The sequence below is a fragment of the Bacillus sp. CR71 genome, from assembly GCF_003429245.1.
GTDB lineage: Bacteria > Bacillota > Bacilli > Bacillales > Bacillaceae_G > Bacillus_A > Bacillus_A thuringiensis_S.
The window spans coordinates 4,651,413-4,670,181 of the sequence record NZ_CP031748.1; the positions used below are offsets into that span (position 1 = coordinate 4,651,413).

Consider the following 18,769-nt stretch of genomic DNA (forward strand, 5'->3'; position numbering starts at 1 on the left):
GGTGAATGTCATGTGGAAAGAAAAAGGAAAGAAAATATTAGCATGGATCACACTTGGTATCGTCATTCTATTACAAATAAGTTTTCATATAATAGAATGGTTGTTTCATAAAGTAGTATCCATTCTTACCTTCCTTCCTAGCATGGCACTTGAAATTGCATCTATTGCTTGGTCAATTATTGCCTCCATTGCAATCGTCATTATATGGAGTATCGCCAAGCTATGGAATAAGTTATTTAAAAAGGACAGTACTTCTGAAAAAGAGTAACTGTCCTTTTTTGTATTCATTCAGATTTTCTATAAAAGTTAGATGCAATAAGACAAAGAAGACCAACTATGACAATACTTATACCAATTCTTTTATGCAAATTAGGAAACGGTGATGGTATGTCTGAATAAAAATTTGCTAATATGAGACCGATTGAAACGAAAAGTACCCCTATTCTATATAACCATTTTCTTTTGTTCATCATTCTCCCCTCCTAAAATTTTTCATACACTCCTTTCTTTTGGACATACTACCTAAAAAAGGAGTGAATAATATGCAAAATTCTATACATAAGCAAATCCTATTTTTATTTTTCCTATTTCTTATTCTCATCATCGTTTTCAGCTTTATATTACATACTCCGACAGATGTACCAAATAGCGTTTCTTTTTATAAACTACTGCTCTCGTATTGTCGTTATTGAAGAAGGTGCCTTTTTTAAGGCACCTTTTAAAATTCTCTTTTTTCATATATTTTTACTGAAACGAAGATAGATGCTATGAACATGCATATTGAACCAATGAATAACAAGCTGTTATATAGCTGAATTTGTTCTAAGTTGATTTGAAACAAAGCTTCTAAAACAATTATCGGTGCCATGAATATTACTATCGCAATAAAAATAGTTTTCTTATACCCTAGCCAAAAGGATAGCGGTAAAACCAAACTTAAATACACTAAAATAAAGCTAATACTAGCAACTATTGTCGTTTCAATAAATTCAAATAAGTTAACCCCGCTCTTCATTCCCATCGTGAAACAACCGACCGTTACACTTATAAAAAGAATAATAATTGCTACTATATATTTCGCATACACAATTTGTTTTCTCAATATTGGTAAACTATTTACTATAACTTCACTCTCATTTTTACTATCTGCTTCAAATGTTTTTACCGTTGCCCCAATTGTAATAATTACTGACATAATTATGAACAGATTTTCCGTATCTGTTAAGGCCATATAAAAGAAAACAGGATACAGTATGTACCAAATTAAAAATTTCCATTGAATAATGAAATCTTTTAAAATTAGTTGCTTGATCATGTATTACCCCTCCTAATATGAAAATGCTCCTTCTATAACTCTGCCTCCTGAAACATTTTCATTGAGAGAAACATTGATATGACTATACTTACTAACACTCCAATACTAAGAACACCCATTGCTAGTGTAGCCTCTTGAGAGTGAAGTACTTTTAACATAATTGTTTTATCACCAAAAATATTGCACATAAGACCAATCATACCCATTAAAGGAAAAAGCATAATCAAATTCAAGACAGTAATAACTTTATATCCCCCAATGTAATTAGTCGGTATCGTTACTGCACAATAAATCAAAGTTGCTACTATTGCTGAAAATATTGCATACCCAGGCATAACTATATCTCTGTTCAATAAAATATTTCCTAATATTACGACTATAAAAGTTACACTCAAACCAGCCATAATAAATAATGTGCTTGAAATATATTTAGCTATAATTATCTCTTTTCTCGTTATAGGCAAACTCACTAACACTTTTTCTGCTTTACTTTTCTCGTCATAATAAAAAGAAATATATATAATCGTACTACATGTTATAAATACTCCTATTGCAATCCCCATTGGTTCGACGGAATCCTTAAAAATAGATAAAATGGGTATTAAAAAATAGAAAGGAAACATCTTCTTCTGTAAAAAAAACTCCTTCAAAATCAACTGTTGCATATGAATTCTCCTCTCTATAAATCACGCGTTTCATAAATTTTAATTGTAAGAAACATAGAAGCGATATAGGCACTAGCTAGTGTGATTAATCCAACTATAAATATGCCAAAATGTAATGGATTCATAATCCAATCAATGAATGATGCCGTAGCACTTTCTCCGTCACCAATAAACATTCCAACAATAACACCTATTCCAGCGGCTCCACCTGTAAATATTCCACGTACTATTTTTGATTTTGTCCCATAATAACTCGGGAATAATGCTGTAATATAAACTAAAGAATATACAGCACCTCTGACTACTACATACCAAGGAATTTCAATATACAAATTGGGATGATAAGCTCCAATATCACCAATGACAGCGATACCTCTTATAAGAAAAACAACTAGCGTAGTAGAAATCATGCCACCTACAATAAATATTACACCCGAAATATATCTAGCAATAATGATATCCTTTCGTCCAACAGGTAAACTATTTATAATAACATCACTTTTATTTTTTTCATCCATCGCTATTAGTATCATAGAAGATGATATCGTTATGAGTAAGCAACTCATTGGAAATAACAATTCACCATCTGGATCTAATCCAAAGAAAACAAGAGGCATAATAAAATACACTAACCACATAACCCGAAAAAAGAACAAATCTTTATAGATTAGCTGACGCATAGGCACCTCTCCCTTTCGCAGTGTAAACGATAATGTCATCTAATGTAGGCTTTTCTAGTACAACCTCATTTCCAAACCAATCGATAATTCCTTGTTTATCCTTCGCTAAACCTTCGAAACCGAATTTATTTTTTCGTAATCCAACAAATAGTTCTTTTCCTTCTCGATCTAATAAATCATTGCTTCCCTTAACGATTATGTAGTTCTCCATTAATTCATCTTTTTCACCAGTAAATATAATTTCTCCATCGTTGATAAACGTAATATAATCTGCAATACGTTCTAAATCCGTTGTAATGTGGGTTGAGAATAATACAGATACTTCATCTTCCATTACAATTTCTTGCAACATATCAAGTAATTCACTTCGGACAACTGGATCTAATCCTGCTGTCGGCTCATCCATAATGATAAACTCTGCATGATGTGAAAGTGCGATGGCAATCGCAAACTTCATTTTCATCCCTTTAGATAGCTCTTTAATTTTTTTATACTTTGGAACTTGCAATCTGTGCATATACGATTGGTATTGATTTTCGTCCCACTTTTTATATAACGGTGCAATAATACGTTTCATTTGTTCACACGTTAAATCTTCGTAATAATGATTTTCATCATATACAAAACCAATATTTTGTTTTATGTCCTTTTCAGCTTTCTTATTGTCTTTGCCAAAAATTTTTATATCGCCGCTATCTTTTCTAATTAAATTCATAATCATTTTGATCGTTGTACTTTTCCCAGCACCATTTGGTCCGACAAACCCCATAATATATCCTCGTGGTAATGCAAAACTTATATTTTTCACTGCAAAATCTTCATAACTTTTACAAACGTTTTTTAACTCTAACATCTCTCTCATTCCCCCTTATATAAAAACGCAATCATCTGCTGCAATTCTTCAAGTGAAAGCTGCAACACTTTACTTTCTTTTACGATTTCTTCAGCCTTACTTTCCAATAGACGTAGCCGCTGTTCTTTTAATAGTTCATTATTTTTACGTGAAACATAAGTCCCCTTCCCAGCAACAGTTTCTATATATCCTTCTTTTTCAAGCTCCTCGTACGCACGCTTCGTTGTAATTACACTAATTTGCAATTCCTTCGCTAAGCTACGAATAGACGGTAATTGGTCTCCACCCTTTAAACCACCATTTAAAATAAGCTGGCTTAATTGTTTTCTTATTTGCACATAAATAGGGTCTTGGGAAGAATTCGAAATAATAATATTCATGTTTTCCTCCAGTGTGTGTATATACTGTATATACCTTATATATACAGTATATACACAGCATCCTATTTTTGGCAAGAAAAAAAGACCAACATTTTCCTGTTGGTCTTTCGTATATGTATCACTTTTCAAAGCGATCTAACATCTCGTCTCTCATTCCGAAACTTACTACTGCAATTCCTATATACATAAACAGAAGGAATGCCGGATGAACCGTGTTGTACCAGCTGCTGTCAACGATTAAGTAAATCGTTAATGCCACAACAAGAACAAACGCTAAGATAAACATATAAAAGTGTCTTGTACTACCCATGATAAACTCCTCTCTTCTCACTTCACCATTCAACAGTTTATTTTATCGAATAATTCGATATGACTCAAGGTTAACTTTCTGTTATGTAATCAAGTTCCACCTTTACAATGTCCTCACATGCTATTGAAATGATTGTTCCTTGTTTATCAATCGCCGTCACTTCTCTATTATCCATTACACGATTTGCTACTCTTTCTAACACTTTCCCTTGGTCTCGATAGCAAAATTCTTTTACATCTTTAATTGTTTCTCCATTTTCTAAATGGTATACCATTCTATAACATCGATATCCCACACTTTCACCCCCGTCTTGCTCGTTTTTTCACATATACATAAAAATGAGTAATTTTTGCCTCATCACATCTTCTTAATTTCAATAAAATTCTAACAAAAATAAATACTTTTATCAAACCGACTTTTTCAACAAAACTACCTATAAAACTACACCTTTACACCATTAGGAAACAAAAAATATAATTTTTTAACATTTTCTTCACTATTTCTGCACAAATTCTCCATACAAAAAAAGAACCCGCCGCAGCGAGTTCTCCTTTTGTTATTCTAATCAAACTTGTACAGGAGCTGGCTTTGCATAACGTAAAACTGGTTTACGTGCAGCCATCGTTTCGTCTAAACGTTTAATGACTGTCGTATGCGGTGCTTCTTGTACAACTTCTGGATTTTCTTCTACTTCTTTAGCGATTTGAATCATCTTATCAATGAAACCATCTAATGTTTCTTTTGATTCTGTTTCTGTCGGCTCAATCATAATACATTCTTCCACATTTAATGGGAAGTAAATTGTTGGTGGATGGTAACCGAAATCAAGCAGACGTTTTGCAATATCTAATGTACGTACGCCAAGTTTCTTTTGACGACGACCTGATAATACAAATTCATGCTTACAATGTCTATCGAATGGAAGATCGTAGAATGGCGCTAATCTTCTCATCATATAGTTCGCATTTAATACAGCATACTCAGTTACTGCACGCAAGCCATCTGGACCCATAGAGCGAATATACGTGTATGCACGAACGTTAATTCCGAAGTTACCATAGAATGGCTTCACACGACCAATTGCTTCTGGACGGTCGTAGTTGAAGTGATAACCATTTTCCGTTTTTTCTAAAATCGGTTTTGGTAAGTACGGAATTAAATCAGCTTTCACACCTACTGGACCAGAACCTGGGCCACCACCGCCGTGAGGACCTGTAAATGTTTTATGAAGGTTTAAATGCACAACGTCAAATCCCATATCTCCTGGGCGTGCTTGGCTTAATACCGCATTTAAGTTTGCACCATCATAGTATAACTTACCGCCTGCATTATGGACGATTTCTGCCATTTCTAAAATATTTTCTTCGAATAGACCTAATGTATTAGGATTTGTTAACATAAGTGCTGCTGTTTCTTCGTTTACAACACGTTTTAAGTCTTCTAAGTCAACAAGGCCATTTTCATTTGATTTTACTGTAATTGTTTCAAAACCAGCTACAGTTGCAGATGCCGGGTTCGTTCCGTGAGCAGAGTCAGGTACAATTACTTTCGTACGGTTAAAGTCACCATTCGCTTCATGGTATGCACGAATTAACATTAAACCTGTCCATTCTCCGTGTGCACCAGCTGCTGGTTGTAAAGTAACAGTATCCATACCTGTAATTTCAATTAAATGCTCTTGTAAGTCATACATTAATTCCATTGCACCTTGTACTGTCTTTTCATCTTGCAGTGGATGAATATTTGCAAATCCTGCGAAACGAGCTACACTCTCATTAATTTTCGGATTATATTTCATCGTACAAGATCCAAGTGGATAGAATCCAGAATCAACACCGTGGTTACGGTTTGAAAGTGCTGTATAGTGGCGCATAATATCAAGTTCAGATACTTCTGGTAGCTCTGCATCTTCTACTCGAATATAATCGCTCTCAAACACATCTTCTAGTTTCACTTCTTCTACATCTAATTTGGGTAAGCTATATCCTATGCGTCCTTCTTTACTCACTTCAAAGATAAGTGCTTGGTCTTGGTTCTTCATTGGATAGCCCCCATTTCGTTTACAAGTGTGTCAATTTCCTCTTTTGTACGAAGCTCAGTTACTGCTACAAGCATATGGTTTTCATGCTCTTTATAATCACGGCCTAGATCGTAACCACCGATAATATTCTTTTGTAATAATGCATCGTTTACTTCTTTCACTGGACGTTTGCAATCTACAACAAACTCATTGAAGAATGGTCCAGCAAATGTTACTGTGAAGCCTTTCGCCTCAAATTGACGTTTTGCATACTGTGCTTTAGAAATGTTTTGACGTGCCATTTCTTTCACACCTTGTTTGCCAAGTGCCGTCATTGCAACAGAAGCTGCTAATGCATTTAACGCTTGGTTTGAACAAATATTAGACGTCGCTTTATCACGGCGAATATGCTGTTCACGTGCTTGTAACGTTAATACAAATCCACGTTTACCATCTGAATCTACAGTTTGTCCAACAAGACGTCCTGGAATTTTACGCATAAATGCTTTCGTTGTTGCAAAGTAACCACAGTGCGGTCCACCAAACTGCGTTGGAATACCGAATGGTTGTGCATCACCGATTACAATATCAGCACCAAATTTCCCTGGTGGTGTTAATGCGCCTAATGATAATGGATTTGAAGAAACAATAAATAATGATTTTTGTTGATGAACGATTTTTTCAATATCAGCTAATTTTTCAACTTGTCCGAAGAAGTTTGGATATTGAACGATTACACAAGCAACTGTATCATCTACTTCACTTTGTAATACGTCTAAATCTGTTACACCATCTTTATGATTAATTTCAACAACTTCAAGATTTTGACCTTTTGCATACGTTTCAAGTACTGCTCTTGATTCTGGATGAACCGCGCTAGATACAAGAATTTTCTTTTTGCGAGTATGGCCAGCTGCTAACATTGCCGCTTCAGCTAAAGCTGTCCCCCCGTCATACATAGAAGAGTTTGCTACATCCATTCCTGTTAATTCACAAATCATTGTTTGGAATTCAAAGATTGCTTGTAATTCCCCTTGTGAAATTTCCGGTTGGTATGGTGTGTAAGCTGTATAAAATTCTGAGCGAGAAATAACATGATCTACAATTACTGGAGCATAATGATCGTATACGCCTGCTCCTAAGAAAGAAGCGTATTCTTTTAAGTTAGCATTTTTACTAGCCATTTGAGATAGCTCTTTTAAAAGCTCTGGCTCTGATTTTGCTTCTTTAATTTTTAAATCCCCTTTAAAACGAACACTCTCTGGAATATCAGAGAATAATTCATCGATCGTTTGAACGCCGATCGTTTGTAACATTTCTTTTTTGTCTTCTTCTGTCATTGGAAGATAACGATGCAACATGAAATCTACCCCTCTCCCCGTTACTTTGAACGTTTGTAAAATGGTGTTGGAACAACTACTGCTTTGACGCGTTTATTACGAATTTCAATTTCTACTTCTGTATCAACTGCTGCGTATTTTACATCAATTAGTGCTAAACCAATGCTTTTCTTTAACGTTGGAGATTGTGTACCACTCGTTACTTCCCCAATTTTTTCTTCACCAATAAATACAGGGTAATGCGTACGAGGAATTCCACGTTCGATTACTTCGATGCCGACTAATTTACGAGGCGCACCGTTTTCTTTTTGCTCTTTTAACGTTGCTTTTCCAAAGAAGTCTGCTTCTTTATTTGTTTTTACCGCAAAGCCAATTCCAGCCTCAATCGGTGTAATATCTTTTGATAATTCTTGTCCATAAAGTGGTAATGTTGCTTCGAATCGAAGTGTATCACGAGCACCTAAACCACATGCTTTTAAGCCCTCTTCTGCTCCAACTTCAAGAAGTTTCTCCCAAAGTTTTGCAGCATCTTCACTCTTACAGTAAATTTCGAATCCATCTTCACCTGTATAACCTGTACGAGATACAAGTGCTGGAATTCCATCTACAAGAATATCGTTTTTAAATTTAAAGAACTTAATTTCTTTCAAATCTTCTGACACAACTTTTTGTAAAATGCCTTCTGCTTTTGGTCCTTGAATTGCAAGCTGTGCAACTTCACTAGAAACATTGACTACTGTCGCATCGCCAATTACATGACTTGCTAACCATTCGTAATCTTTCTCGATATTTGATGCATTGATTACTAATAAATAGTCTTCTTCACCACGTTTGTAGATTAATAAATCATCTACTGTACCACCATTTTCGTAGCACATAGCTGTATATTGTGCGCCCCCTACCTTTAAGGTAGATACGTCATTTGTAACAACACGTTGTAAAAATGCTAAACTATCTACACCTTTTACTTCAACTTCTCCCATATGAGACACATCGAACAAACCTGCAGCTGTACGTACAGCTTCGTGTTCTTCTTTAATGCTTGAAAATTGAACTGGTAATTCCCAACCACCGAAGTCGATTGTTTTCCCACCATACTTCGCGTATACATCAAATAACGGTGTACGTTGTAATGTAATCATGCTCTCTCCCCCTTATGCTTTGACAAATCAATAAAAGTTGCTTCCCTTTTCTAAACATTTTCATTCTGAAAAGATAGGATATACGGAATCTCATTATATTTTTTTATGAAAGCGTAAATAAAAAATCACTTTCTTGGATAAAATACGAAAGATTCCACACATTTCACACCATTATCCTAACATCATTCGCTATATTTCATCAATATTCTAGCATAAAAAATAATTTAGAATTTTTTATGTTAAAACACAATAAATACAGCTTTTGAGATTTAATACTTTATTATTGTCTATCATATAGCCTTTAATAACGATAATTATGCCTTCTTTTGAGGCAAATCATCATACATTAAAAAATAATTACTTTAGTTTATAAAAGGTGGGAGAGTCGTAATGAATGTCGATATTTCCGTAGATCGGACGTGGCAAAACAATTTTTTAAATAGAATTGATGAAGATGGTCCTTGGACAAACTGGGATTTATATCACTTAGCTTATGAAACAGAAAAATCGTTACTTGTTCCTACTTTTGATGGACTACAAGCACCGAAACATTTATCCCATTTCACACCGCTTCCGCATCAATTAGAAGTCGCTCAAAATGTAATTGAACAAATGAATGGTAAAGCGATTCTAGCAGATGAAGTAGGTCTTGGAAAAACAATCGAAGCTGGACTTATTTTGAAAGAATACATGGTCCGCGGGCTTGTGAAAAAGGTACTTATACTTGTCCCAGCTTCTCTCGTATCACAATGGGCATACGAGCTGAATACAAAGTTTTTCATTCCCGCTGTAGCACAAAAGAAAAGCTACTCGTGGGAACAAGCTGACGTAATCGTATCATCAATTGATACTGCGAAACGTTCACCACATCGCGATATCGTGTTGAACTTAGAATATGACCTTATTATTATCGATGAAGCACATAAACTGAAAAATAATAAAACAAAAAACTATGAATTTGCACAACGATTAAAAAAGAAGTTTTGTTTATTACTAACCGCTACTCCTGTTCAAAATAAGATTGATGAAATTTTTAACCTTGTTTCTTTATTAAAGCCAGGACATCTAGGCAATCAATCCAACTTTGAAGAATATTACGCTTCCAAAAATCGTTCAGCCGAATCAGATGAAGACTTAAAAGCTCTCATTAACAAAGTAATGGTGCGAAATAGACGACATAATACCGGTATCGATTGGCCGAAGAGACATGTACGTACAATTTTTGTTGAGTTTAATGAACAAGAACAAGCTCTATATAATGATATCGAAAATTGGCGAGAACAAGACGCCTTCACATCTGCTTTCTCATCGTTAACTTTAAAACGGGAAGCGTGTAGTAGTCGTGAGGCTGTTTACTATTCATTGAAAAAGCATGTAGAAAAAAGACAGAAAGAAAATGAACATTATATAAAAGATCCACATATCGATGTGCTAATGGACAAAATTAATCATATTCCTTTCAACTCGAAAGCAACTAAAGCTCTAGAGCTTATAAAAGAAATTGACGATAAAGTCGTCATTTTCACGGAATACCGAGCATCACAGATGTACTTACAATGGTTTTTACAACAACACGGTATTTCTTCTGTCCCATTCCGCGGCGGATTTAAACGCGGGAAGAAAGATTGGATGAAGGAACTTTTCCAAAATCGTGCCCAAGTGTTAATTGCAACGGAAGCTGGCGGAGAAGGCATTAACTTACAGTTTTGTAGCCATATGATCAATTATGATTTGCCATGGAATCCAATGCGTCTTGAGCAAAGAATCGGACGTATTCACCGTCTCGGTCAAAAGAATGATGTTCATATTTATAACTTAGCTACAAAGCATACTGTTGAAGAACATATTCTGAAACTGTTATATGAAAAAATCAACTTATTCGAGCGTGTTATCGGTGAACTCGATGAAATTTTAACGAGAATTAATATGAAAAACATCGACGCGCACATTCAAGAAATTTTCGCGCAATCAAAAAGCGAAGGTGAAATTAGAATTAAGATGGAAAACTTAACATCTATAATCGACTTTGCGAAACGAAATGAAGCTGAGGTGCAAGGCTATGCAGCAACATGAAATTCATAATTACTTATACAATTTCTTTGAGGCGAATAACTGTGAAATTTTAGAACGTTCTCCTCATTTATTAGATGTACAGTTAACAATTGAGATGGATAAATTATTAATGAATCGCCCTTTTTATTGGCACTATCTTGAGAAAACAGGAGGCGTACCGAATCCGATGCGCCTTACTCTTATTACAAATCCAGAAAATGAAGAAAATGATGGTGAGCTTATTCACTACGGTTCACCACGTCTACATCAAATTTTCCAAACAACAAAAGAATTAGGCTCTTATATACGTTTATATGAGGATGTAAGACATAATGGGGCAACACATACACCGCTCCACCCTTGGCTCGGTATTAATATAAAAGTTTCCTATCAATGTGATCGAAAAAAAGACATCCTTCACTCGATTGGCATTCATCTCATTTCTGGAACAATGATGGCAAACTTTCATGAAACATTAACAAACATTAAACTTACACCAAAAATACCTGATTTTTGTTTTACGCTCTCGCCCATCATTAAACCTCAAAGTGGTTTACAACGCATAGAAGACGCTTTAAAAAATATAATTGCAGAAGATGACCATACGTGGGCAAAAGAAGCAAGAGTGCGTTGGAATCATGATTTAGACCTTTTAAACCGTTTTTATGAAGAAAGTGACGAACTTCCTGAGAGCTATGAAATTGAAAAACAAGCTCTGCAAGAACAGTATGAACCACGTATTACAGTGCAAATTATTAACGGTGGCCTTTTTTATGTTACCGCGAATCATTTTCTATCTTGAAGAAGCTCCTTCTGCTTTAGAAGGAGCCTCTTTTGAGCTATTTTCTACCCTACTCGCTATCGCCACTACGCTCTTGCTGCTTTTTCTGTGCCATACGTTTCTGGTGTGCACGAGCCTTTGCACTCACATGATTTGCATCAGTTGGAAGATTTTCTTTCGAACGTCCAATTCCATTGCTCATCTTTCCCACTCCTTTTTACGTTTTTCAAAATACATGTTTATTTTCAGCTAGAGTTACAATCCTTATACAAAAAATAAGAGCAGCCATTGGCTACTCTTACTCGCTCACATATTTTTGAAACATATCATGGATGCCTTTATTTACTAGGTTCGAGATCTGCTCGTCAGATTTATTCGGATAACGATCACGCAATCTGATAGATGCCTTCACCATTAAATTTTCTAATACAGAACGGCCACCTTCTCCATAAATAATTTCAGCATATTTAACAAGCCTTCCATCCTCTACTGTTGCTGGATTATGATTGAAGAAAAATTTACTCATTGTCTCCACCTCTCTCTTTTGATAACGTTTACATTTATATAGATTATTTATGTTATTTATTTCACAATATTGTATGCATGTATATTTAATTAGTTTCATTATAAAGCAACATATCGATAGTAAATATGTGATTTTCCGTCCATTTTGTGAACAAACTAAAAATGAAAGCGTTTCCTTTATTATATACTAAAAAAACTTACTACGCTAGGGGCAATTTTTTTCAATCTACTAATCCCTCAAAAATTGATATATTTTTTCTTTTCCCATTAAACCTTATACAATTTTCAGAAATTATATTATAAAATATATGTATGACTTAAGGAGGCTTTGTATGAATCAAAATAAAAAAGCTATATTAGATCTTGTCTTTTATCTCGTAATCCCATTCCTCATTTGGAAATTTGCAAAACCTTATATCGATCCTTATTACGCGATGTTACTTTCCTCTGTTCCGGGGATTATTTATACACTGTATACCTTTAAAAAAGAAAAACAGTTTAACGTGACAGGGTTCTTTATTTTAATTACACTCATTTCTAATACAACGGTAGATCTATTATCTGGGTCAGCTGAACGAATGTTGTGGAATGATGCATATTATCACATCGTACTCGGTATTATCGTCATCTGTACAATTTTCATAAAAAAACCACTCATGTTATATTTCGCTGCGGATATTGCAGCGCTGCAAGGACATGACCGCGATAAAAGTCGTGAACTGTATCGTGATAGTCGTATCTATCCAGCACTACAATACTTAACGTTATTTTTCGGCCTACAATTCATATTAAAAAGCTTCTTAAAAATTTATTTCATCTCTGTTTTTGGTGTAGATGGCTACGGTGAAATGAGAGCGATTATGACCGCTGTCGGCTGGGGCATTTCTATTTGTATCGGAATAGGGTTCGTATGGGTGAACAATAAAATACATGCCGTTACGGAAGAACAAGAATCCGTGCAGTAAATAAAAATCCCCTAGTGTATTACGACACTAGGGGATCTTTATTTTGCTAGACATATGACTAAAATTTAACTTGATTTTTTTCTTTTACTTTTTACATTTCGATAAAACAAAGCAGCACTCAGCGGCATAACACCAAACCACTTATTCATAAATGGCTCTTTTTCAGCACGGCGTTGTTCTTTCTTTTGTTTTCGATCTTCTTTTGGAGCATCCATATACGACACAAACTGCTGCGTCACAAAGCGAACATAATCATTAGTAGACATATTATCATCACCTCTACTTGATTAGTATGTCCACTTTTTTATACATTAATCTTTTCCTTTAATTCATTCATAATTTGCTTTACAGACTTATTTGTCGTATCGATATGAATATGAGCCTCTTCATAATAAGCTCGGCGTAATTCAAATTTCGTTACAAATGCATCTATATCTTTCTTTTGAAATAGTGGACGTGTCGTATCTTCACGAAGCCTCTCTGCAATTACATGCGGATCACAATATAAATACACGACAGTTCCGTTCTCTTTCATCCACTTGCGATTTTCCGCTCGTTCAATAATTCCCCCACCAGTTGTAATAATGACATTATGGACTGGTAGCGAACGTAACATTTCGCTTTCATATTCCCGAAAAGCCGTTTCGCCTTCTTCGGCAAAAATATCACGAATTGCCTTCTCTTGCTTCTCTTCGATTTTTTGATCAGTATCTACAACATCCATTTGAAGTTCTTGACTTAATGCTTTTCCAATTGTTGTTTTCCCTGCTCCCATATAGCCGGTTATGTATATAGATTTCATTTTCTGTCCTCTCAATCGTCATTTATTAATTGTTATTATAACGAAAGATGCTACTTTGTTTAATAAAAAAACGTTTTGTTCTTATACTATGAAGAACAAAACGTAACACTCGCTTTTACTTATAAGTACCTCTTCTCACCCACTGCGTTGCAATCCATTTCTCGCCTTTCGTTACAGGTGCCCCTCCGTGTAACGTAAGCTCATTTAGTGATTGATCTTGATAAAAATACTCAAAGTATACTGCCATTCCCTTTCTAGGGTGTACAGAAAGATTTAATTTCGGGAAGTACGTTTCCCCGCCTTCTTCTACATCATTTAAGTACATTACAAGCGTACTAATACGATTGTTAGCAGCTGATCTACTATGTTCCGCAAAATAATCATAGTGTGCTTTATATTGTTGATCCACTTCATAATTTAAAATGTGCAATCCTTCACCATGCGACGCAGGAACATTCATGATAGATGAAATTCGTTTTTCAATCTTTGAAGTAAGTTCATTGTCTTCCAAAAATGCACCGCTACTTGTTCGAATATCATTTACATCACGTGATGAACCAACTTTAGAACGCTTCATTTTATTTTTAGACATTTCAATCAATTCATCACACTCTTCATCACTTAGTACATTTGCTAATACGACAATAAGAGGTTCTTCGAATTTTGAAATAATGTGTATTTCTCTATCTTCTGTCATAATCGTATTTCCTTTATGATCAAAAATAGTTTGTTCCTTATTTTCACCTATTTGATTGTTGTTTGTCATTTCCCTATTCTCCCTAAAAATAATGATTGGATAGCATGAATATATCACATTCTTTCTACCTTTCTCTTTTTTGAGAAAATTTAAACTTTTAATCATTATATTTATCCATTTCTTCTAAAAAATCAATTCAATTTACAATAGAAATCCCTGGTTTTTCTTCGTATTTTTTACATACTATTCTTCTATCCAATCGACTATTTTTCCATCCTTTTTTCTATACCGAAAGCTCACCGTATAGAAAGCTTCCTGTTTGAGTGTACACTGCAACGCAACGAGAATTAAATCATTTTCAAAGATATAATTTCCACTCACTTCTCCCTTTTCATACTGAAAGAAAAATGCACCTTCTTTTTCTTTTTGCTGTAAGTCTTTTTTTATATCTGTAATAGATCGGTTAAGTAGTTCATCCAGTAAAAACTTTTGTTCTATTTCTATATAAAAATTTTTATCTGTAAACAACATATTTGTTTCGTATATAAAAAAAGAAGTTAATAAAATAAGAAAGATGAGTGTTCCAGGCATTGTAAACCCATTTTGCCCTCTCATACATTCATTTCCATTTCACTATATCGCATAACTACACCTTCATATATTTTTCCGCTAGTATCTTTCACATTTATAATGAGTACATGAGGTGTTAGTTTGTAAGAAACCGTTCCAATATTTTGTAAAACAACTTCCCTCCCGCGCCTATTTACCTTTCTTATAAGACGACTATTCTCTTTTTCATACGATACTTCACTCCCATTACGCGATCGAAATCGTAAAATACTTTCTCCATTTTCAAATGCTAGCTGTTCTCCAGATGATACTTCACGAAACTCCAATTGCATTTGCCCTAAATACACATCCCACTCCCAATCATTTAACCCTTTCGACTGTTTATTTTCCATTTCAATGAAATGTAGGCGGGGAAAGAGCAAAAAAAATATTGATAATAGAAACAGACATACAATCATTTCTATTAATGAAAAACCAAATTCTAATTTACTTTTTCTCCTACATAAAAGCATTGTTCCACCATTCTTTCTTTCACATCTCTCCACATGGTACAAACTTCATTGCCTCCCCAATATGTGTAATACACAATTCCATTCATATTCTTTTCTATTATTCGCTTTTCTTCATTTCCATACATATATATAGCTGCTTCTTTTTTTAATAGCCCAGATGCCTTATAACGAATTTGTATATTTTTTCTTTCTTGCATAACTAATACTGTTTGCGGTAGTAGTAACGATACAGCCATCATTAAAACACTTAACGACACAATCATTTCAGCCATTATGGACCCTTTTTGACATTTCACGATACGTAAATCTCCCTCTTCCAAGCTGAAATACAATTTCATATTTATAATTTCGATACGAAATTATAATCGTACCACCTCTATTAATATTTCCACTTGGATTATATGTCATCGGGTTTGGAAACGTATGCAAATCAATTTGTATATCTTCTTCATACTCCCGCTTGACGATATAATACTTTGTACCTAACTCTTTTATAGCATACAAATTTCTATCTTTATACCAACGTAATGTATAGTGCTTTTGACGGTTTATCGCTAATTGCTGCATATACAAAACATCATTTGAAAACTGTCTCAAAAATTGTTCAACTTTTTGTCGCTCGTATAAGGAATGAACACTAAAATACGTAACTATACTCAATACAGAAATAGCAAATAAAACGAGTAACATCTCTAAAAAAGTAAACCCCTGTTGTTTCACAATGTCCTAATTGATACTGTGCCATCATCTGAAATATGAATAGATTCGCCATTCGGACACTTATCAATTGTAATATACTTTTCATCTATCAGTTCTTTTAACGATGGAATTTTATTATGTTGTAATTGATATACTTGTATTTGCGCTTCTATAGATTTCACGTAAGCTGCACACCCTTTTCCTTGGATCGATGAGCGCTGTGTAACTACATTCGGAATAATTAATAGTAATAATATAGTTATGACAACCATTACTAATAGCATCTCTAACAGAGTAAATCCTTCCTCATTCTGCATACAAATGCCTCCTAAATAGAATTCATCATTTGAAACATCGGCATAATCATCGCTAAATACATAAGGACAACGATTCCTCCAATACATGTAAATAAAATAGGCTGAATGATAACTACCATATGTTTAATTTTCCGTTCCATCTTTTCCATAATAAGATCGCTATAGTCACCTAATTCAATCGCTAAATTACCGTTTGCTTGTCCATGCGTAATAACATAAGAAAGTTCTTTCTCGTAATACCCACTTTTAGCAATGATAGATTGTAACTGTTCTCCTCCAATTAATTGTCTTTCAATTCGGCTCGCTTCATATTGAAAGAACGGATGATATCTTTGCTCCATCATTATTGTTAAAGCTTCGCATACTGATAGTCCACCATTTAATAAACCACTCAACTGAGTAGCAAAATAATGTGAATGCTTTAAAATAAGAAATGTTTTGATGAAGGGAATACGATGCATGATTTTTACCTGTCTAATATGTGGAAGTTTCCTAAAATACAACATATATAAACTACATCCAATAATAACAGTTACAATAGCGGTTAAAATAATGTAAGGTAGCATTTTTATTGCACTTAAAATTTGTTCTGTAAGTAGTGGTGTATTAGAACCGAACGAACTATAAACCATTTCAACCTGAGGTAATAAGATGAGGTTGAAAATAAAAAGCATGATTAGTAGAAAAAACACCAAAAACATAGGATACTGCATTATTTTCATCATGTCTCTCCTATACTTATCTTTCTTATAAAGAAGTGCACTTCCTTGTTGCAAAGCGAAAGAAATATCACCATGTTGCTCGGCATAAAATAAATAACTTAACATGTCCTGATGAAACCTTAACTGATGAAAAGAATCGTGTAGACTTTTCCCATCTTTTAATCCCTCAACCATGCGTTGCAATTGTACTTTCTTTTCTACAGGTAATTGAAACTGTAAAAATTCTAATGCTTGTAAAAGAGAGTAGCCTTTTTCTAATAATTCTCCTAAACGTTTCAACAATACTACTTGATTACTTAAACTCCAAGTTTTCTTAAACATAAACATCATCTTCTAAAAACCCTAAAGCATATCCTTTTCGTATTGACGATTCTAAAGTCTCATGTTTGTAAGTAACACATTCTCCATTCGCTTCTTTAAGCGCTTGTTTTAACTCATACCCATATAGCAGCTCATAAATGCTTGCTTGCCTTACTTGCCTCATTGATTTACATAAAGTTGAGCACTTCCCTCTGCAAAACGGACATTTCAATTCGACAAGTCGCTGTGCAGCTACAGCCAATAAAGACTGTTCAATCTCTTGCCTCGTTATACCATAATCCATGAAACGAATGATTGCTCCTTTCGCATCATTCGTATGCAGCGTTGTCATTACTAAATGTCCTGTCAAACTTGCTCTTATAGCTATTTTTGCTGTTTCTTCATCACGGATTTCACCGACTAAAATAATATCTGGATCATGACGTAAAATAGCCTTTAATCCTGTTTCATATGTAAGACCCGCTTTTTCATTTATTTGAATTTGTAATACATCGTCACTTCTTTTTTCAACCGGATCTTCAAGTGTAATGATACGACGTGTTTTCTTTTTTCTAATTACCTCTAATAATGCATACATTGTCGTTGTCTTCCCAGAACCAGTCGGTCCAGTAAACACGAGTAGCCCCTGTGAATAGCGTAAAAACGAGAGTAGTTTTGCTGCCGTACTTGGAAATAACGAAAGATGTGATAAGGGCTGAACAGATGCTTGTAAATGAAGGCGAATAACGAGACTTTCTTGATATACTGTTGGAAGTGTTGAAAGGCGTAAATACACTTCTTGTCCATCAATTTGCAAATACAACGAACCATTCTGTGGCTTCCGTTTCTCTCCTATATCCATAGATGCTAAAAATTTAAAATGTGAGACAAGTTTTTCTCCAAACTCCTTTTCAATACATTGTCTCGTCATTAAATCTTTTCCTATACGTAGTTGCACCGCTACATCCTTCTGCCGGGGCACAATATGTAAATCTGACGCTTGTACCCTACACGCTTCTTTTAAAATTGTATTCGCAAAAATTTCAATCCCATTCATCACTTTTCCCTCCTCACTATGTATATAGCATGAAAACATGCACAATAAAAATTTGGATTTTTGTA

Annotated in this window: 28 protein-coding genes; 5 read left to right on the plus strand and 23 right to left on the minus strand. The window is 34.5% G+C overall.

Translation table 11 applies throughout. The features are described from left to right. Positions 1-10 precede the first annotated feature (10 nt). The gene (locus DOS87_RS23330) at positions 11-268 is read left to right on the plus strand and encodes a DUF3975 family protein (protein ID WP_000265371.1); all 258 of its coding nucleotides are present in this window, start codon (positions 11-13) and stop codon (positions 266-268) included. 16 nt (positions 269-284) lie between these two features. Here the strand turns inward: DOS87_RS23330 and DOS87_RS23335 are convergent, their stop codons facing one another. From DOS87_RS23335 to gcvT, 11 genes are all read right to left on the minus strand, one after another. Then, entirely contained in the window at positions 285-473 is a 189-nt protein-coding gene (locus tag DOS87_RS23335) for a hypothetical protein (RefSeq protein WP_098578371.1), read from the minus strand. Between the two features lie 245 nt (positions 474-718). Next, positions 719-1,312 carry an ABC-2 transporter permease gene (locus DOS87_RS23340; protein WP_080476022.1) on the minus strand — a complete coding sequence of 198 codons (594 nt, stop codon included), beginning with the start codon at positions 1,310-1,312 and terminating at the stop codon, positions 719-721. A gap of 35 nt (positions 1,313-1,347) precedes the next feature. Then, positions 1,348-1,980, minus strand: coding sequence for an ABC-2 transporter permease (locus DOS87_RS23345; RefSeq protein WP_090977076.1), 633 nt, complete (start codon positions 1,978-1,980; stop codon positions 1,348-1,350). Between the two features lie 14 nt (positions 1,981-1,994). Then, a complete protein-coding gene (locus DOS87_RS23350) occupies positions 1,995-2,660 on the minus strand; it encodes an ABC-2 transporter permease (protein WP_065222869.1) in 666 nt (221 codons plus the stop codon). Beyond that, positions 2,641-3,513: an ABC transporter ATP-binding protein gene (locus DOS87_RS23355; RefSeq protein WP_098578370.1), complete on the minus strand. Its 873-nt coding sequence runs from the start codon at positions 3,511-3,513 to the stop codon at positions 2,641-2,643. Before DOS87_RS23355 ends, DOS87_RS23350 begins: the two co-directional genes overlap by 20 nt. Before the next feature lie 5 nt (positions 3,514-3,518). Further along, the gene (locus DOS87_RS23360) at positions 3,519-3,893 is read right to left on the minus strand and encodes a GntR family transcriptional regulator (RefSeq protein WP_001021350.1); all 375 of its coding nucleotides are present in this window, start codon (positions 3,891-3,893) and stop codon (positions 3,519-3,521) included. A gap of 118 nt (positions 3,894-4,011) precedes the next feature. Beyond that, positions 4,012-4,203 carry a hypothetical protein gene (locus tag DOS87_RS23365; protein WP_000535933.1) on the minus strand — a complete coding sequence of 64 codons (192 nt, stop codon included), beginning with the start codon at positions 4,201-4,203 and terminating at the stop codon, positions 4,012-4,014. Positions 4,204-4,273: 70 nt separating this feature from the next. Beyond that, the gene (locus tag DOS87_RS23370; protein ID WP_000262496.1) at positions 4,274-4,477 is read right to left on the minus strand and encodes a DUF3929 family protein; all 204 of its coding nucleotides are present in this window, start codon (positions 4,475-4,477) and stop codon (positions 4,274-4,276) included. Positions 4,478-4,768: 291 nt separating this feature from the next. Next, entirely contained in the window at positions 4,769-6,244 is a 1,476-nt protein-coding gene (gcvPB, locus tag DOS87_RS23375; RefSeq protein WP_000795702.1) for an aminomethyl-transferring glycine dehydrogenase subunit 2, read from the minus strand. Then, positions 6,241-7,584, minus strand: coding sequence for an aminomethyl-transferring glycine dehydrogenase subunit 1 (gene gcvPA, locus DOS87_RS23380; RefSeq protein WP_000903240.1), 1,344 nt, complete (start codon positions 7,582-7,584; stop codon positions 6,241-6,243). Before gcvPA ends, gcvPB begins: the two co-directional genes overlap by 4 nt. Before the next feature lie 20 nt (positions 7,585-7,604). Continuing rightward, complete coding sequence (gcvT, locus tag DOS87_RS23385) at positions 7,605-8,705, minus strand: glycine cleavage system aminomethyltransferase GcvT (protein ID WP_000631769.1); 1,101 nt, start codon at positions 8,703-8,705, stop codon at positions 7,605-7,607. 390 nt (positions 8,706-9,095) lie between these two features. Between gcvT and DOS87_RS23390 the strand changes: the two genes are divergently transcribed. After that, on the plus strand, positions 9,096-10,778 hold the full coding sequence (locus DOS87_RS23390; RefSeq protein ID WP_098578369.1) for a DEAD/DEAH box helicase: 1,683 nt from the start codon (positions 9,096-9,098) through the stop codon (positions 10,776-10,778). Next, a complete protein-coding gene (locus tag DOS87_RS23395) occupies positions 10,765-11,559 on the plus strand; it encodes a YqhG family protein (protein WP_001183963.1) in 795 nt (264 codons plus the stop codon). Before DOS87_RS23390 ends, DOS87_RS23395 begins: the two co-directional genes overlap by 14 nt. Positions 11,560-11,608: 49 nt before the next feature. Here the strand turns inward: DOS87_RS23395 and DOS87_RS30365 are convergent, their stop codons facing one another. Beyond that, the gene (locus DOS87_RS30365) at positions 11,609-11,740 is read right to left on the minus strand and encodes a hypothetical protein (protein WP_098566546.1); all 132 of its coding nucleotides are present in this window, start codon (positions 11,738-11,740) and stop codon (positions 11,609-11,611) included. Between the two features lie 96 nt (positions 11,741-11,836). Further along, positions 11,837-12,064, minus strand: a complete 228-nt coding sequence (locus DOS87_RS23400) for a hypothetical protein (RefSeq protein WP_000032702.1) — start codon at positions 12,062-12,064, stop codon at positions 11,837-11,839. Between the two features lie 73 nt (positions 12,065-12,137). On the opposite strand from DOS87_RS23400, the gene DOS87_RS23405 reads away from it, so the two are divergent. Continuing rightward, complete coding sequence (locus DOS87_RS23405; RefSeq protein ID WP_003279814.1) at positions 12,138-12,254, plus strand: hypothetical protein; 117 nt, start codon at positions 12,138-12,140, stop codon at positions 12,252-12,254. A gap of 141 nt (positions 12,255-12,395) precedes the next feature. After that, positions 12,396-13,028 carry a VC0807 family protein gene (locus DOS87_RS23410; protein ID WP_001073111.1) on the plus strand — a complete coding sequence of 211 codons (633 nt, stop codon included), beginning with the start codon at positions 12,396-12,398 and terminating at the stop codon, positions 13,026-13,028. A gap of 65 nt (positions 13,029-13,093) precedes the next feature. Here DOS87_RS23410 and DOS87_RS23415 read toward each other — a convergent pair whose 3' ends face one another. From DOS87_RS23415 to comGA, 10 genes are all read right to left on the minus strand, one after another. Beyond that, the gene (locus DOS87_RS23415) at positions 13,094-13,294 is read right to left on the minus strand and encodes a YqzE family protein (protein WP_000106083.1); all 201 of its coding nucleotides are present in this window, start codon (positions 13,292-13,294) and stop codon (positions 13,094-13,096) included. Positions 13,295-13,332: 38 nt separating this feature from the next. After that, positions 13,333-13,830: a shikimate kinase gene (locus DOS87_RS23420; protein ID WP_000836660.1), complete on the minus strand. Its 498-nt coding sequence runs from the start codon at positions 13,828-13,830 to the stop codon at positions 13,333-13,335. 115 nt (positions 13,831-13,945) lie between these two features. Then, positions 13,946-14,596: a 2OG-Fe(II) oxygenase gene (locus DOS87_RS23425; RefSeq protein WP_000183863.1), complete on the minus strand. Its 651-nt coding sequence runs from the start codon at positions 14,594-14,596 to the stop codon at positions 13,946-13,948. A 174-nt stretch (positions 14,597-14,770) separates the two neighbouring features. Further along, positions 14,771-15,142, minus strand: coding sequence for a competence type IV pilus minor pilin ComGG (comGG, locus tag DOS87_RS23430; protein ID WP_069356197.1), 372 nt, complete (start codon positions 15,140-15,142; stop codon positions 14,771-14,773). Next, entirely contained in the window at positions 15,139-15,609 is a 471-nt protein-coding gene (gene comGF, locus DOS87_RS23435; protein WP_142330543.1) for a competence type IV pilus minor pilin ComGF, read from the minus strand. The genes comGG and comGF overlap by 4 nt, the downstream gene beginning before the upstream one ends. Next, positions 15,579-15,881 (minus strand): hypothetical protein, encoded by a 303-nt coding sequence (locus tag DOS87_RS23440; RefSeq protein ID WP_000829465.1) that lies wholly within the window; start codon positions 15,879-15,881, stop codon positions 15,579-15,581. The genes comGF and DOS87_RS23440 overlap by 31 nt, the downstream gene beginning before the upstream one ends. After that, positions 15,874-16,329 (minus strand): competence type IV pilus minor pilin ComGD, encoded by a 456-nt coding sequence (comGD, locus tag DOS87_RS23445; protein ID WP_002082168.1) that lies wholly within the window; start codon positions 16,327-16,329, stop codon positions 15,874-15,876. Before comGD ends, DOS87_RS23440 begins: the two co-directional genes overlap by 8 nt. Continuing rightward, complete coding sequence (gene comGC, locus DOS87_RS23450; RefSeq protein WP_001178680.1) at positions 16,326-16,625, minus strand: competence type IV pilus major pilin ComGC; 300 nt, start codon at positions 16,623-16,625, stop codon at positions 16,326-16,328. The genes comGD and comGC overlap by 4 nt, the downstream gene beginning before the upstream one ends. 11 nt (positions 16,626-16,636) lie before the next feature. Beyond that, entirely contained in the window at positions 16,637-17,674 is a 1,038-nt protein-coding gene (gene comGB / locus DOS87_RS23455; RefSeq protein WP_003257965.1) for a competence type IV pilus assembly protein ComGB, read from the minus strand. Beyond that, positions 17,661-18,704: a competence type IV pilus ATPase ComGA gene (gene comGA, locus DOS87_RS23460; protein ID WP_001013181.1), complete on the minus strand. Its 1,044-nt coding sequence runs from the start codon at positions 18,702-18,704 to the stop codon at positions 17,661-17,663. Before comGA ends, comGB begins: the two co-directional genes overlap by 14 nt. Positions 18,705-18,769: the final 65 nt, after the last annotated feature.